At 30.2% G+C, this 15,168-nt stretch carries 15 protein-coding genes and 1 tRNA gene; all 16 read right to left on the bottom strand.

The features are described from left to right. Positions 1–29: 29 nt before the first annotated feature. Positions 30–118: transfer RNA gene (locus tag CRN98_RS12630), tRNA-Leu, on the bottom strand. 111 nt (positions 119–229) lie between these two features. Next, positions 230–637 carry a S1 domain-containing RNA-binding protein gene (locus tag CRN98_RS12625; RefSeq protein WP_097027782.1) on the bottom strand — a complete coding sequence of 136 codons (408 nt, stop codon included), beginning with the start codon at positions 635–637 and terminating at the stop codon, positions 230–232. Between the two features lie 50 nt (positions 638–687). After that, positions 688–957 (bottom strand): FtsB family cell division protein, encoded by a 270-nt coding sequence (locus CRN98_RS12620; RefSeq protein ID WP_097027781.1) that lies wholly within the window; start codon positions 955–957, stop codon positions 688–690. 96 nt (positions 958–1,053) lie between these two features. Next, positions 1,054–1,446 carry a spore cortex biosynthesis protein YabQ gene (gene yabQ / locus CRN98_RS12615; RefSeq protein ID WP_097027780.1) on the bottom strand — a complete coding sequence of 131 codons (393 nt, stop codon included), beginning with the start codon at positions 1,444–1,446 and terminating at the stop codon, positions 1,054–1,056. A gap of 9 nt (positions 1,447–1,455) precedes the next feature. Then, positions 1,456–1,743: a sporulation protein YabP gene (yabP, locus tag CRN98_RS12610; RefSeq protein WP_097027779.1), complete on the bottom strand. Its 288-nt coding sequence runs from the start codon at positions 1,741–1,743 to the stop codon at positions 1,456–1,458. A gap of 114 nt (positions 1,744–1,857) precedes the next feature. Further along, a complete protein-coding gene (locus CRN98_RS12605) occupies positions 1,858–2,121 on the bottom strand; it encodes an RNA-binding S4 domain-containing protein (protein WP_097027778.1) in 264 nt (87 codons plus the stop codon). Positions 2,122–2,188: 67 nt separating this feature from the next. Beyond that, positions 2,189–2,464, bottom strand: coding sequence for an HU family DNA-binding protein (locus tag CRN98_RS12600; RefSeq protein ID WP_035306879.1), 276 nt, complete (start codon positions 2,462–2,464; stop codon positions 2,189–2,191). Between the two features lie 97 nt (positions 2,465–2,561). After that, a complete protein-coding gene (gene yabN, locus CRN98_RS12595) occupies positions 2,562–4,010 on the bottom strand; it encodes a bifunctional methyltransferase/pyrophosphohydrolase YabN (RefSeq protein ID WP_097027777.1) in 1,449 nt (482 codons plus the stop codon). Further along, positions 4,010–5,560, bottom strand: coding sequence for a putative polysaccharide biosynthesis protein (locus tag CRN98_RS12590; protein WP_097027776.1), 1,551 nt, complete (start codon positions 5,558–5,560; stop codon positions 4,010–4,012). The genes yabN and CRN98_RS12590 overlap by 1 nt, the downstream gene beginning before the upstream one ends. 164 nt (positions 5,561–5,724) lie before the next feature. Further along, the gene (spoVT, locus tag CRN98_RS12585) at positions 5,725–6,276 is read right to left on the bottom strand and encodes a stage V sporulation protein T (protein ID WP_097027775.1); all 552 of its coding nucleotides are present in this window, start codon (positions 6,274–6,276) and stop codon (positions 5,725–5,727) included. A gap of 166 nt (positions 6,277–6,442) precedes the next feature. Further along, the gene (locus tag CRN98_RS12580; protein ID WP_242960941.1) at positions 6,443–7,450 is read right to left on the bottom strand and encodes a peptidylprolyl isomerase; all 1,008 of its coding nucleotides are present in this window, start codon (positions 7,448–7,450) and stop codon (positions 6,443–6,445) included. 99 nt (positions 7,451–7,549) lie between these two features. Beyond that, the gene (gene mfd / locus CRN98_RS12575; RefSeq protein ID WP_097027774.1) at positions 7,550–11,071 is read right to left on the bottom strand and encodes a transcription-repair coupling factor; all 3,522 of its coding nucleotides are present in this window, start codon (positions 11,069–11,071) and stop codon (positions 7,550–7,552) included. Between the two features lie 20 nt (positions 11,072–11,091). Continuing rightward, positions 11,092–11,655 (bottom strand): aminoacyl-tRNA hydrolase, encoded by a 564-nt coding sequence (pth, locus tag CRN98_RS12570; protein WP_097027773.1) that lies wholly within the window; start codon positions 11,653–11,655, stop codon positions 11,092–11,094. A gap of 128 nt (positions 11,656–11,783) precedes the next feature. Then, the gene (locus CRN98_RS12565) at positions 11,784–12,929 is read right to left on the bottom strand and encodes a S1C family serine protease (protein ID WP_097027772.1); all 1,146 of its coding nucleotides are present in this window, start codon (positions 12,927–12,929) and stop codon (positions 11,784–11,786) included. A gap of 71 nt (positions 12,930–13,000) precedes the next feature. Next, the gene (locus tag CRN98_RS12560; RefSeq protein WP_097027771.1) at positions 13,001–14,416 is read right to left on the bottom strand and encodes a sensor histidine kinase; all 1,416 of its coding nucleotides are present in this window, start codon (positions 14,414–14,416) and stop codon (positions 13,001–13,003) included. 3 nt (positions 14,417–14,419) lie between these two features. Beyond that, complete coding sequence (locus CRN98_RS12555) at positions 14,420–15,106, bottom strand: response regulator transcription factor (protein WP_097027786.1); 687 nt, start codon at positions 15,104–15,106, stop codon at positions 14,420–14,422. Between the last annotated feature and the right edge of the window lie 62 nt (positions 15,107–15,168).

Here is a 15,168-nt window from a genome sequence, read left to right as displayed (position 1 = left end):
AGCTACCAACTGCTCCACCCCGCGTTATTTGGTGCCGAAGACCGGAATCGAACCGGTACGGGCTGTTAGGCCCGCAGGATTTTAAGTCCTGTGCGTCTGCCAGTTCCGCCACTTCGGCACATAAGCTTTTGCCGTCTCACGACATAAATTATTATATCTTACGCTTTTACATATGTCAACACTTTTTTTAAAAAAATATAAAAGAGGCTATAAAGCCTCTAATTTACTACTAACTCGAACTCTTTCTGTATCCTCTACTTCTTGAATCCTGATTCTTTTTTACATCTTGAAGTCTTTCTTCACTATCCTTTAAGAATCTCATCATTCTGTCTTCAAAATCCTTAGGTGATGGCTTTTCCTTTTCTCTTTGCCAATCAATTTCCATAGGCTTCATTGACTTTCTTTGTGGTGTCGCCTGCTTTATTGATAAACTTATTTTACCACTTTCATCTACAGAAATTACTTTAACTTTAACTGTATCTTTTTCTTTTAGATGACTTCTGATATCTTTTACATAACTATCTGAAACCTCAGATATATGCACCAATCCAGTTTTGCCTTCAATTTCAACAAAAGCACCAAAATTAGTAATGTTTACCACTGTACCCTCTAGTATGTTTCCTGCCTTTAAGGTCATATTAAAAAAATTCCTCCTTAAAATAAATGTATAATAAATTTAAAATATAACTATTTGTTGCTTATTACAGGAATTTCTCCTTCTTTTATGAGGTTTAGTTTTTCTCTTGCCAGCTTTTCAATATATGAATCACTCTTTGACATTTTAACCTCATCTTGGAGCTTTTGATTTTTTTCCTGTAGATTTTCAAGTTCGGTTTTTCTTTGAATAACTTGTTTCTTTATATTGCCTATTATAATTTGTTGATTTACAAAAATATAACCTGCATATATAAGCAAAAGAAAAAATACTACCTTTTTAAAATTCACATTCTTCTTCATAGATAAAAAATAATTCCTTTCTTAATTATATTTTATCCCTTTATTATATTCTAATGTGATTTTAATGTTTCTTCAAGTAAATTTTATAATTTAATATTATTTTTTTCTTTTAATAGTGTACAACAAAAAATCAATAGGAAACAATAGGATGTTTTTAGAAATTCTTATAAGTTTACCCATATTTTTTAGTATTTTGTATTCTATAGCTAAAATTACTTTACTTAAAAGCTTTAAATATACATATATACCCAGTGCTATTAATAAATAGACGTAAAATCCTATATATGCGTAATTCGTAAATAGTAAAAATATAAAGACTACTACACTTGAGAATATCCAAAATAGCATGTCTTCTATGAATGTTAGTATTTTATTAGTTCCTTCAAATCCCCTTATTATTCTATAAACATCAAATAGTATCCCTGTCAGAACCCCCGAAAGAAAACTGAATATCACTAGCTTTAATTGATGACTAATAGAAATTAACATATACTACCTCTACTTAAATAGTTTTGAAAGTAATTTTTCTTTTTCCTTTTTATTTTCTTTATTCACATATACACAGGAATTTACTATACCATTTATAATAACATCTCCATTTTGTACATCTAGCTTATTCATCTTTAATCCTTCCCCTTTTATATTTAAAGTCCCAAGTGATGTATTTAGTATTATCTGATCTTCATTAAAGCTCACAACCTCTACTATACCACTTAAGGTTAATCTTTTTCTATTCTCTAAATTTAAACTGCTTTTTCCCTCTATCTTAATTTCCTTTTTCTCCATAGAATTCACCTCCAACTTTTATAATATTATATATGCTTTTTTTTGATTTTATAGTACAAAAATAAGGTATAGAATATACAAATACATTCTATACCTTATTTTTATTGACTCTCATTATTCTTCTATATCTTCTTCTCCAGCTATAATTTCATACATATTTTTAGCATTTTCCTTACTTACATGTTCTACAACATTAATTATACGAGCCTTCAAAGATTTATCTGCATACTTTATTTCTATAATATCATTTTCCTTTATATCTGTACCAGGCTTGGCAACTTTATTATTTATGTATACCCTTCCATTTTCACAAGCTTCTTTTGCAACAGTTCTTCTTTTTATTATTCTTGAAACCTTTAAATATTTATCTAACCTCACTTACTCTCCTCCAATAATGTAAAAAACCTAGATTTTCACCCAGGTTTTTATGAATATAAAATGTTTATTATTTATTAACTTTATCTTTAAATTCTTTACCAGCTTTAAATACTGGAACTGTTGATTCAGGTATCTGTATTTCTTCTTTAGTTTTTGGGTTTCTACCAACTCTTGCTGCTCTTTCTCTTGTTTCAAAAGTTCCAAATCCTACTAACTGAACCTTTTCACCTTTTTCTAGAGCTTCTTCAACACTTTCTATAAATGCCTTTAAAGCAACCTCTGCGTCCTTTTTAGTTAGTTTAGATTTTTCAGCCATGCTTGTAATTAATTCTGATTTGTTCACCTTTGTTTACCTCCTTAAATATGAGTATGCTATAAAGTAGCATATTCTTCGTTGATTTGAAAATTCCTTCTTTTTATTGCAGTTTTTTAAGAAAAAGCTATTTTTGTGTTTTTGCTTCCTCCCATAATAAATCCATTTCCTGCAATGTCATGTTTTCTAATTTTAAACTTTTATTAATCGCCGTTTGTTCGATATGATTAAAACGATTAATAAACTTATCTATAGTATAATTTAATGCAAACTCAGGGTCTATGTCAAGAAATCTTGCTACATTTACTACAGAAAATATTAAATCTCCAACTTCTTCTAGTATTTTTTCCCTATTATTATTTTTATATACATCTTTTACCTCATAAAATTCTTCTTTTACTTTCTCAAATGCATCCTCTATTTTATCCCAATCAAAGCCTACCTTAGCAGCTTTTTTTTGGACTTTTTCAGCTCTTATAAGTGCAGGCAAGATTTTTGTTATATGCTTCATTTCTTCTGTATAGGTTTTAAATCCTTTTTCTTTTTTCTTTATTTTATCCCAATTATTGAGTACTTCATTTGAATTCTCTACATCTGCTTCTCCAAACACATGTGGATGTCTTTCTATCATTTTATTACATATAGATTGTATTACATCATTTATGTTAAAAAATCCTTCTTCATTTCCTATTTCAGCATGGAACACAACTTGAAGTAATACGTCTCCTAATTCTTCTATTAACATATCATCATTTTTATTTTCTATAGCTTCTATAACTTCATAACTTTCCTCTATAAGATATTTTTTAAGACTTTCGTGAGTCTGTTCCCTATCCCAAGGACATCCATCTTCCCCTCTTAAAGTTTTCATAATTTCTAGTAAATCGTAAAAATCCTTATTATTATTTAAGTCTTTAGGAATATATATAGATGTTAAATAATCTATCTCCTCTTGTCTATCCAACTCATACAAAGGAATTTCTCTAACTATCTCTAAATCCTTTACTCCTGCCGCCCTTACAAAATATATTTTTGTATCATCTTTATAATAATCCAGTAAGGCTAATTTTATTTCAGAAGCTATAAATTTATTATAAACTTGAGTTATTATAATTCCACTTCTTTTATCTAATAATTGGTTACTTATGTCAAATGCATCTATGATTTTAATACCTTCTATAGGATCTATCTTTAAACTTTCCATAATGGCATCAACAAAGCTCACTGCTGGCAGCAGTTCATATTCTATATTAAGACTTTTACACTTTTCTATAAGAATGCTTACAGACTTTTCAGCTACCAATGGATGTCCCGGTACAGCATACACAATCTGCTTATATTTAGAATGAGTTATTATAAGTTCTTCTGCTATAGAATTATAAACTTCTTCAAAACTTTTACTATTTTCATACTTATCATCAAAAGTATTATATACTATGTTTATATCATCAAGATATTGCACAGTAGGATGCTTAAAGGTTCTTAAAAATATCTTTTCTCCGCTTTTTAAAGTTTCTACCGCTCCTAAAGTTAAAGCACTTTTATCTCCTGGCCCCAATCCTATGATTTTTATCATTACAATTCTCTCCTTTTGTCTCCTCTTAGTCTTTCTCTTACGTACTTATAGTTCATTATTTTAAATATTATAACCAGTATACTATATATTAATAACCCAGAAAATATTGATATTATACATGCAATTCCATTGCTAAGAAATATATTAAAACTTTTTTCATATATAAATATTACTGCTATTATCATCAAAACTGAAGCATATGCTGGTTTTATTATTATATCATAGTAATTTATGTTAATGCCTAGAGACTTTTCTAAAGTTCTTAAATTCATAATTGAAGATATGATATATCCTACTATGGTACCTATAATTGCTCCATATATATTTATATGAGCTATAGGAACCAACATAAATGTAATTATAAATTTGATGATGCATCCAACCATCAAATTTATTACTGGGACTCTATATTTATCTACGCCCTGCAAAATAGATGTAGAAGTTTGAAATATTACTATAAATGGTATTGAAATAGATAAATACCTTAATATAGGGTACCCCTCACTATGGCCTGGAAATACCAATGATAAAATTGGTTCTGCTAAAACAAAAAGACCTAAAAATGATGGTATTGCTACAACCATAGAAAATTTCATAGCAGTTTCTATCTTTTTTATAAGCTCTCCCCTTCTATTAAGTATAAAACATTCAGTTATTATAGGTACCAAGCTTAAGCATAGCCCCATAGATACTGTTAAAGGTACATTAACTAATACAAACGCCTTACCAGTTAATTGTCCATATAATATAGTCGCTTCCTTTCCGCTTAATCCTGCCTCTAAAAGCTTCCTAGGTACCAAGAAAGAGTCAATTAAACTCATTATACTTATAACAGTAGCTCCTATAGATATGGGTATAGCTGTTAATAATAATTTATTTAATACTTCTAGGTTACTTCTTACTCTACCTATTTTTAATTCTTTTCTAACTTTTGTATATTTATAAAATAAATATATAGTTCCAAATATTCCTCCTGCTGTTGCCCCAAAAGCTGCTCCTCCTGCTGAATATTCTATTCCCTTAGGTAAAAGTATTATAGCAAGTCCTACTCCAAATACTACCCTTCCAACTTGCTCTATAAGCTGCGACCATGCAGTAGGAGTCATATATTGAAGTCCTTGGAAAAAGCCCCTAAATGCACTCATTAATGAAATGAACATAGGTGCTAATGCTATTCCTAATAACGAATAATATGATTTAGCTTCCCATCCAAAAATATTTACCAATCTCTTAGAAAAAATTAAAAGAAAAGCTGTAAATCCTCCCCCTATTATAAACATTACCAAAATTGACTTTTTAAATACTTGGATAATTCCTTCCATGTCTTGTACTGCTCTTCTTTCTGATATTAATTTAGAAATAGCTACAGGTATTCCAGATGCTACGGCAATAAAAAAAGTATACAGTGGATAAGACATTTGGTAATACCCTATTCCCTCATCTCCAATTAACATTATTAGTGGCCATCTAAAAAATATACCCAAAAACTTTGCTACAAGCCCTGCAGTTGCTAGTATAAATGTACCTTTTAACAAAGAATGTGTTTTCATCTTCTCAACCTCTCTGAAATCATTCTAACTATTATTTATTTAAGTTTTACAAATATTATTACTTTTATTGAATATTTTATTTTAAATTAGTCAATAATCCCTTATGAACAAAAAATAATAAATGGCAGACGAGCTGCCATTTCAATACTAAAATATTTTGTCATTTATTGTTCCATTTGTTTACCTAAGAAGGATGATGCAGTTTCTGCTAATTTTATTTCTACATCCCCAAACTTTTTCCCTTCTTCCTTAGAAACTATAATTACAGCACCAATTGCATCTCCTTCAGCTATTATAGGTGAAATTACTTGAGACGTATATCTACCTTCTACATCATCATCTGAATTTAAAGGTATAAACTGACTTGCATCAGCTAGAGAAATTGTTTTCCTCTCTTCAATAATTTTTTCTAATTCTTCACTTATCTTTTTATCTATGTATTCCTTTTTAGGAGCTCCACTTACAGAAACAATACTATCTTTATCACATATAATAACTACATTTCCTATAACTTGTTGTAGAGATTCTGTATAGCCCTTAGAAAATTCACTTAGCTCTCCTATAGGGGAATATTTTTTAAGTATTACTCCACCTTCTCTATCTGTAAATATTTCTAATGGATCTCCTTCTCTTATTCTTAATGTCCTTCTAATTTCCTTTGGAATAACTACTCTTCCCAAGTCATCTATACGTCTTACAATACCTGTAGCTTTCATGCTGCCTTACCTCCCTTAAATTGATACTTGTTTGATACAAGTTGTATTAATATTATCTTTCTATTTATGAAATTTTATACACATTTGTAATTAAAAAAGCATATATCCTCCTTAAATTCTTTTTCCCATAAAAATACTTTAAGAAAGACATATGCTTCTTCAAAAATTATATTAAATTTTTTTCATATTTTTCAGTTTCAACTTTCCCTGATTTCTTCCATTCTTCTATTTTATTACTAAAAGCCTTTTGTTTTTCGTCATCAATCAATTCCTTTTTTACTTGTTCCTTAACTTCATCAAAGCTCTTAAACTCTACAGGTTCCTTGTCTGCAAGCTTTATAATGTGATATCCAAATTGACTTTTTACTATTCCAGATGTTTCACCTTTATTTAATTTTACAACAGCATCCGCAAAAGGCTTAACTACACCAGAATACTCCATTTCTCCTAAGTCTCCACCCTTTTCCTTGCTTCCATCTATTGAAACTTCTTTTGCTACCTTTGCAAAGTCTTCTTTCTTATCTAATCTTTCTTTAACCTTTTTAGCTTCTTCCTCTGTATTTACTAATATGTGTGAAGCATGAAATTTAGCTGGTTTCTTTAGAAATTGATATATATTTTCATCATAATATTTTTTTGCAGTAGCATCATCTACTTTTACATCTTTAGTGACTTGTTGATTTATTTTTTCTATAACTATTTGTTTTTTATAAAAATTTCTTAAAGTTTCTTCTGTAGTCCCTATTTTCTTTAATTCTTCTACAAACTTATTTTTATCGTTAGCAAAGTTTTGTTTTATCATATCATTTATTGCTTTATCTACTTGTTCCTTTATGGCAGCATCATCAGGATTAATATTGTAGTCCTTAGCATGTTGAAGTACAAGCTTTTCTTTTATCATTTGATCTAAAACTTGTTTTTTATATGCTAAAAGCTGATCTTTTATCTCTGCATTTGTAGCATAGTTTTCACCATACTGAGCTTTTAATGCATTTAACTGTTCAGATACAATAGGATTTTCATCTAATTCTCCTCTAGTTATTTTTTCACTACCCACTTGAGCTACAGTACTCTTCTTTATTGCTTCAGGTGTCTTTTCTACCATACTACATCCTACAGTAGTAAAGGTAAAAGCACCTATAACGGCTGCGGTAATTACTTTTCTTATGTTCATTATATTATTCCCCCATTTTTCATAATCTTTTTTCATTATAATAATTTTTGATATATAATGCAAATATTTTTACTTCATTTATTTTGTTTTTACTGAAAATTAACTATTATTTTTCATTTCCTTCATAAATAAAATCAATTCTTTCACATCATGCAGCATTTCTTCGTTTTTTATTTGTGATGTTTTTAATGCTATAATAGGTTTTTCTCCAAACTTAAACAATATATTTCTATTATATCTTGTTTTTATACTTCCCCTTATATCTCCTGTCAGATTTTCTACGCCCTGAAACTCAATTAATATTTCATCTTTTCTTTCCTTTATATTTTCTACTCCCAGTTCCTTAGCTATACACCTTATATAGGCTATATCAATAAGATTTTTCACAGAACTTGGTATATTAGAAAATCTATCCTCTAACTCATCTTGTACCTCAATCATATCTTCATAAGAATTTATAGCTGCTATTTTTTTATATACCTCTATCTTTTGAGTTTGATCATTTATATAACTTCCAGGTATAAAAGCATCTACTTTTAATTCAACCGTGGTATCTACTGGTTCCTTGTCTATCTCTCCTTTGAATTGTTTTATAGTATCTTCAAGCATCCTACAATATAAATCATATCCTATGGACGCCATGTGTCCATGTTGAGAAGATCCCATCATATTACCTGCTCCTCTAATTTCCAAATCCTTTAGAGCAATTTTAAATCCAGAACCTAATTCAGTAAATTCTTTAATAGCTTTCAATCTTTTTTCCGCTACTTCAGTAAGTATTTTATCTTTTCTATAAGTTAAATAACAATATGCAATTCTACTACTTCTTCCAACTCTCCCTCTTAATTGATACAGTTGAGATAGTCCCATTTTATCAGCATCATATATTACCATAGTGTTTACATTGTGAATATCCATACCTGTTTCAATAATTGTAGTCGCCACCAAAACATCAAATTCATTTTTCATAAAGTTTATAATGACTCCCTCGAGCTGCTTTTCATCCATTTGTCCATGTGCTACATCTACTCTTACCTCAGGTAGTAACTTTGAAATATAAGATGCCATCTCACTTATAGTTTCCACTCTATTATATACGAAGTATACCTGCCCGCCTCTATTTACTTCCCTTAAAATTGCGTCTCTTATCAACTGATCATTGTACTCTACAACATAAGTTTGAATCGGATGCCTTTCTTCTGGTGGAGTTTCAATTACACTTATGTCTCTTACTCCTACCAAAGACATATGAAGTGTTCTAGGTATAGGGGTTGCACTTAACGTTAAAACATCTACATTCTTTTTAAATTCCTTTATTTTCTCCTTATGCTTTACTCCAAACCTTTGCTCCTCATCTATAATTAAAATTCCTAAATCTTTAAATTTAATATCTTTTTGCAGTATTCTATGAGTTCCAATTAGAATATCTATATTCCCTTCTTTTACAGCCTTCATGGTTTCCTTTTGCTGTGCAGTAGTTCTAAAACGACTTAACATATCTATTCTTACTGGGAAGTCAGAAAACCTTTGTATTAAGTTATTATAATGTTGTTGTGCAAGAATAGTAGTAGGAACTAAAAAGGCTACTTGTTTACCATCCATTACAGCTTTAAATGCTGCTCTTATAGCTACTTCAGTCTTACCATACCCTACATCACCACACAATAGTCTGTCCATGGCCTTATCTGATTGCATATCTGTTTTTATATCTTCAATGGCTGTAACCTGATCTGGAGTTTCCTCATATGGGAATTCTTCTTCAAATTGTTTTTGCCAAACTGTATCCTTAGAATAAGCATGCCCTTTTAAAGTGGAACGGAACGCATATAATTTTACTAAATCCTCAGCTATTTCTTGTATAGATTTTTTAGCCTTGCTTTTGGCTTTGCTCCATTCGCTTCCACCAAGCTTAGTAATTTTGGGTACCTTTCCCTCTCCTCCAACATATTTTTGAACTAAATCCAATTGATCAACCGGAACATACAATTTATCATCTGCAGAATAAGTGAGTTCTAAATAATCCTTTGTATGTCCATCTATATTTAGCTGTTTAATTCCCTTATATACTCCTATTCCATGGTTTACATGTACTACATAATCTCCAGGCTTAAGCTCCGTAAAGCTTTTTATTTTGTTTATTCCTCTTTTAGAACTTCTTTTAGCAAAGCTTTTTTTAGCTTCTCCAAATACTTCTTTATCTGAAATGATGCATATTCTTAAGGTCGGGTACTCATAGCCCTTCATTTGACTTCCAAAGGTAATTACTACTTCCCCATTATGAATCTCATCTATCTTATCCTTATATACACTGTCTATTCCTCTGTCTCTTAATGTATTTACGAGTCTTTCTCCCCTTGGCCTGGTACCAGAAAGTATAATAGTTTTATATCCTCTTTGCTTTTTATCTTTTATATCTTCAATTAGTAAATCAATTTGTCCTTGATAGTTATGAAGAGTAATTTCAGTAAAATTTATTATAGCCTTAGGTGGCAGTAATTTTACGCTTTTAGGAATAGAACTCATAGTTATTACATTATGCTGCTCCAAACTATTCCAAATCACATTTTTAGGAATAAGTAATTCTCCTTGCTTGGGAAGTATATCTCCTCTTTGAAGAAAGCTTTTGTAATTTTCTTCAAATTCAAAATATACACTATTTAGTTTTCCCTCACATCTTTGCACATCATCAATTATTATCATCCAATCTCTAAAATAACTTAAAAACGATGTACTACTATCATAGAAATATGGTAAATAACTATCAATAGCTTCAAAATTCCAGCTTTCCTTAAGGAACTCTAAGTTTTGATTTACTGTAGAACTTAATTTTTCTGCAGCCTCTTTATTATTTTTACTTTTCAAGGTATCTATCATACCTTTTAAATCTTTTTCTATATTTTTGTACCCTCTATCTATACTTTCATTAGATAGTATAATTTCTTTAGCTGGAAACACTTCTATTTTTTGTACTTTTTCAATGCTTCTCTGTGATTCTGTGTTAAAACTTCTTATAGAATCTATCTCATCTCCAAAGAGTTCAATCCTATAAGGCTCTGCTAAAATAGGGGGATATATATCCATTATCCCCCCTCTTATAGAAAATTGACCTTTGCTATCAACTACATCTACTCTTTCATATCCACATTGTATAAGCTTTTCACTAAGTGCATTAAAATCAATTACATCCCCTACCGAAAACTTATACGTATATTCCTTATAAAGCTCATAATCAATATAGCAAGATGCTATAGCTTCAATAGATGAAACTATAACCTTCTTACTGTTGTCAATTATACTTTTTATTACTTTTAATCGTTCCCATCTGAGGTCTCCTGAAATTGCATCTATGTTATAAAAAACTATTTCTTTTGTTGGAAAATAGTATACTTCAGGTACATATAATAGTAAATCCTCATATATATTCTTAGCCTCTACATCGCTATGAGTTAATATCAAAAGAGATTTATCTATTTCATCATATATCCCATTCATCACATAAGCCCTTGCCGATTCAGAAACACCATATAACGCTATAGGAAACTTATTTTTATTTACCCCATTTATTATATTTTTAAACTCTATACTATCTTTTAAAGGTTTAGTTATACCTTTTAATCTCATTTATTTCACCTCAATGACTACTATGCCTTAAAATTATTATATTTGTTCATAGCACTATCTGCACCATCTTTAATGATTGCATCTACTATGTCTATAGTGCAGCTTAATACCTCTTCAATTCTTTCTCTATCTTCTACATGAAATTTTCCAAGTACATGTGAAACCATATCCCTTTCTGCTTTTCCTACACCTAATTTTATTCTTGTAAAGTCTTCATTTCCTAAATGATAAAGTATACTCTTTATACCATTATGGCCTCCTGAGCTACCTTTTTTTCTTATTCTAATTCTTCCAACCTCTAAATCTACATCATCATATATTATTATTATATTTTCATTTTTTATTTTATAAAAGCTTGCTATTTCTCCAACGCTTTCTCCACTTAAATTCATATATGTAAGGGGTTTTAGCAAAATAACTTTTTCCCCATTTAAAAATCCTTCTCCATACATTCCTTTAAATTTTGTCCTGTTTAAATCTATGTTATACCTACTGCTTATTTTGTCAATAGCATCAAACCCTACATTATGCCTTGTGTGTTCATATTCTCTTCCTGGATTTCCTAATCCAACTATTAGATACATGTTATTTCCTCCATAATTTAAATAATACGCTAATAAATATATTACACTAGGTAAAATAAATAATAAAGAGACCTTAAAGCCTCTTTATTATAATAATCACCTGTTTTATTTAATTATTAGTTTTGTTCCTACATTTCTGAAAGAATTAAGTTCTTAGTTATAGTATTGCCACTTCTCCATATTTTTATTGATATAGTATCTCCAATTTTATGATTATCTAATACACCTGCTAAATCTTCATAAGAATTAATTTTAGTCTTATCTACTTCTGTTATTATATCCGTTGGCTTTATTCCTGCCTTGCTAGCTCCTGAACCTTCTATGACTTCGCTTACATAAAATCCTTTAACCTCGCCATTTTTATAACTTACAGCCTGCCCCATTACACCTAACGCCGGTCTCTTAACCTTACCATAGTTCATAAGTGAATCAATAATCGATTTAGCTTCATTACTTGCAATAGCAAATCCCATACCTTCTGCATTAGCTTCTGATCCTATCTTCAAGCTATTTATTCCTATTACTTCTCCATTTTCATTACAAAGAGCTCCTCCACTATTACCTGGATTTATTGCAGCATCCGTCTGTAGCACCTTATATATAGCTCCATCATATTGCATTTCTCTATTTAATGCACTTATAATTCCTGATGTAACAGACCCTGCAAATTCTTCTCCCAATGGATTACCTATAGCAATAGCTAAATCTCCTACTCTTACCTTAGAGGAATCTCCAAATTTTGCAACTGGTAAATTAGTTGCATCTATTTTAATGACTGCTAAATCTGATCTTTTATCTGCAGCCACTAGCTTAGCTGGAAAAACCTTACCAGTTGACAGCTTCACAGTTACTTTCTTTGCTCCACTTATAACATGATAATTTGTTACTATATATCCATTAGGTTCAAATATTATACCTGATCCACTTCCCTGCTCTATATCTCCCCAAAAGGTTTCGCCTTTATTATTTATTCCCACCACAGCAGGCCCAACAGTTTCAGCTACAGTTGTTATAGCATTTTTAGGTATCTGTTTAGTAGATATTTGATTCTGCTGAGTTATAGCACTTTCTTTGTTATTTTGATTACCTTGATATTTTTGAACTATATAAGCTCCTCCCAATGCTCCAGATAAAGCTGAAATCACTATTATTGCTATAGACTTGAAAAATTGATTGCGGTTTCTATTCTTCTTTTTAAACTTAATATTGCTATTTTTTGAATCTACCTCTTCAAAGTTTACATCAGTTACTTCATTATATTTATAATCATCCATCTGTAGTTCCACCCTCCAACTATATAATATTTTTATATGCCTCTATTTACATACAATTTTATAACATAATATTACTGTTTATTTAATTTTAAAGTAAATGTGAATTCTACTCCTCCATCAGGTTTATTTCTAACCCAAATATCTTCACCTAATTGAGTTAATATACTTCGCACAATAGAAAGTCCCAACCCTGTACTAACTTTAGAAGATCTTGCTTTATCAGCTTTATAAAATCTTGACCATATATTTTTAATATCCTCTTCAGATATACGTGGTCCACTATTATAAATTGAAACATGCACCTTATTATTTTTAACTTTAGTCTTCACTTGCATTAATCCAGACTGATTAGAATACTTTATTGCATTATCTACCAAATTTGTAGCCACCTGCGTAAGTCTATCTCTATCGCCTATTACATGCAAATCATCGTCATCTAAATACACTTCTACATTTAAATTTTTTTCTTTTATTTTATTTTCTAATTTTATAATAGTGATTCTTATTATTTCACTTATATTTACATCACCTATATTAAGCTTAAGCTCTCCTGCTTCAATTGCAGAAAGGTCTAAAAGATCATTTACAAGTCTTGCAAGTCTTTGAGTTTCATCCTGAGCTAAGGAAAGGTAATAACTCTCCTTTTCCCTTGGTATGACTCCATCTAATATAGCGCCTATAAATCCCTTTATAGAAGTTAATGGAGTTCTTATCTCATGAGATACATTTGATATAAATTCTCTCCTATTCTCCTCTATTTTTTCAAGAGATTCAGCCATGGTATTAAAAGATTCTGCAAGAATTCCAATTTCATCTTTAGAGCTTAAATGCACCCTTCTTTCCACTTCGCCCTTAGAAATTTTATCTGCCACATAGTTTATCTTTCCAAGAGGCTTTATAATTATCTTTTGGCAAAAATAATAAATAATAAATCCAGATCCCATTATAGCAAGTATTGCAGCTAGCCATATTATTTCATAAACCCTTTCTAATGGTTCCTTAATTTCATTAAGAGAAGTATGCATAACTATAGCGCCTTTAAATACATCATTATGAAAAATCGGAACTACAAAAGTGTGTACTTGCATGGGAAATACATCCGATGATATACCTCTCTTTTCTACATTCTTTCCGCTTCTTAGATCACTTAATTCATCTGTAAGCACTTGCTTCCCTATTATCTTTTTATGTTCATCATTTGACACACTATATACTATACCATAGTTATCTGTAAGCCATATATTAGTAGATAGGTAACTACCAATATTACTAATCATTTCCTCAATTCTTTCATGAGTAGTATTTCCTTCTAAATATTTTATCGCACTTTCGCTTATAAATCGCGATTCGTTAGTCAACTGTTTTTTTCTTTCATTAAAATAGTAGCCTTCAAACCAATAGGATAAGAATGCAGCTGTTACTATAAAACTCACTGCTATAATAGCTGTAAATGTAGCTACCATCTTAGGAAACAGTCCCTTTTTCATTTATTATTTCACCTCAAACTTATATCCAACGCCCCAAACAGTTTCTATACTCCAATTACATCCACCTTGAAGCTTTTCCCTCAATCTTTTAACATGAACATCTACAGTTCTTGAGTCTCCAGGATAGTCATAGCCCCACACTTCACATAGGAGCTGCTCTCTTGTAAAAACTTTGTTTTTGTTACTTGCCAAATAATGCAAAAGCTCAAATTCCTTTGGAGGCATTTTTACTTCTTCACCCTTATAAATTACATTATAAGAATTACTATCAACTATTAAATCTTCAAATTTTAATACTTCCTTATTTTCACTTTCCGAGCTATATCTTCTAAGAACAGCTTTAATTCTTGCAAGTAACTCTTTAGGCTCGAAAGGCTTTACTATATAATCATCTGCTCCTAGTTCTAATCCTAAAACCTTATCAAAAGTTTCCCCTTTTGCCGTTAGCATTATTACAGGAACTTCAGAATCCTTTCTTATCCATTTAAGTACATCTACTCCATCTATATGAGGAAGCATTACATCTAAAAGCACCAACTCTGGTTTATACTCTAAGAAAGCTTCTTGTGCTTCTTTTCCATCATTGCTTACCTTAACTTCGTATCCTGCATTCTCCAAGTACATTTTTATAACTTCACAAATATTATTATCATCATCCACTATCAATACCTTTGCTATTTTACCGTCCATCATTTTATGCTCCTCCTACCTTATCTTATATTTTAAATTTATCATATAGTATAATACTATTA

It is taken from the genome of Clostridium peptidivorans (assembly GCF_900205925.1).
In the GTDB taxonomy this organism is placed as follows: domain Bacteria; phylum Bacillota; class Clostridia; order Clostridiales; family Clostridiaceae; genus Clostridium_AK; species Clostridium_AK peptidivorans.
Note: the sequence above shows the minus strand (reverse complement) of the source record. Positions and strands in the feature narration are given on the sequence as shown.

Bases quoted from the DNA above. Each gene is read 5' to 3' on its own strand.
- pth (WP_097027773.1), bottom strand. From the start codon at position 11,655: ATGTATCTAATAGTTGGATTAGGAAATCCAGGAAGAGAATATGAACAC.
- CRN98_RS12560 (WP_097027771.1), bottom strand. From the start codon at position 14,416: ATGAAAAAGGGACTGTTTCCTAAGATGGTAGCTACATTTACAGCTATT.
- CRN98_RS12565 (WP_097027772.1), bottom strand. From the start codon at position 12,929: ATGGATGATTATAAATATAATGAAGTAACTGATGTAAACTTTGAAGAG.
- CRN98_RS12620 (WP_097027781.1), bottom strand. From the start codon at position 957: ATGAAGAAGAATGTGAATTTTAAAAAGGTAGTATTTTTTCTTTTGCTT.
- CRN98_RS12625 (WP_097027782.1), bottom strand. From the start codon at position 637: ATGACCTTAAAGGCAGGAAACATACTAGAGGGTACAGTGGTAAACATT.
- mfd (WP_097027774.1), bottom strand. From the start codon at position 11,071: ATGAGATTAAAAGGTATAACTAAACCTTTAAAAGATAGTATAGAGTTT.
- yabP (WP_097027779.1), bottom strand. From the start codon at position 1,743: ATGGAGAAAAAGGAAATTAAGATAGAGGGAAAAAGCAGTTTAAATTTA.
- CRN98_RS12590 (WP_097027776.1), bottom strand. From the start codon at position 5,560: ATGAAAACACATTCTTTGTTAAAAGGTACATTTATACTAGCAACTGCA.
- spoVT (WP_097027775.1), bottom strand. From the start codon at position 6,276: ATGAAAGCTACAGGTATTGTAAGACGTATAGATGACTTGGGAAGAGTA.
- CRN98_RS12555 (WP_097027786.1), bottom strand. From the start codon at position 15,106: ATGGACGGTAAAATAGCAAAGGTATTGATAGTGGATGATGATAATAAT.
- yabN (WP_097027777.1), bottom strand. From the start codon at position 4,010: ATGATAAAAATCATAGGATTGGGGCCAGGAGATAAAAGTGCTTTAACT.
- yabQ (WP_097027780.1), bottom strand. From the start codon at position 1,446: ATGTTAATTTCTATTAGTCATCAATTAAAGCTAGTGATATTCAGTTTT.
- CRN98_RS12580 (WP_242960941.1), bottom strand. From the start codon at position 7,450: ATGAACATAAGAAAAGTAATTACCGCAGCCGTTATAGGTGCTTTTACC.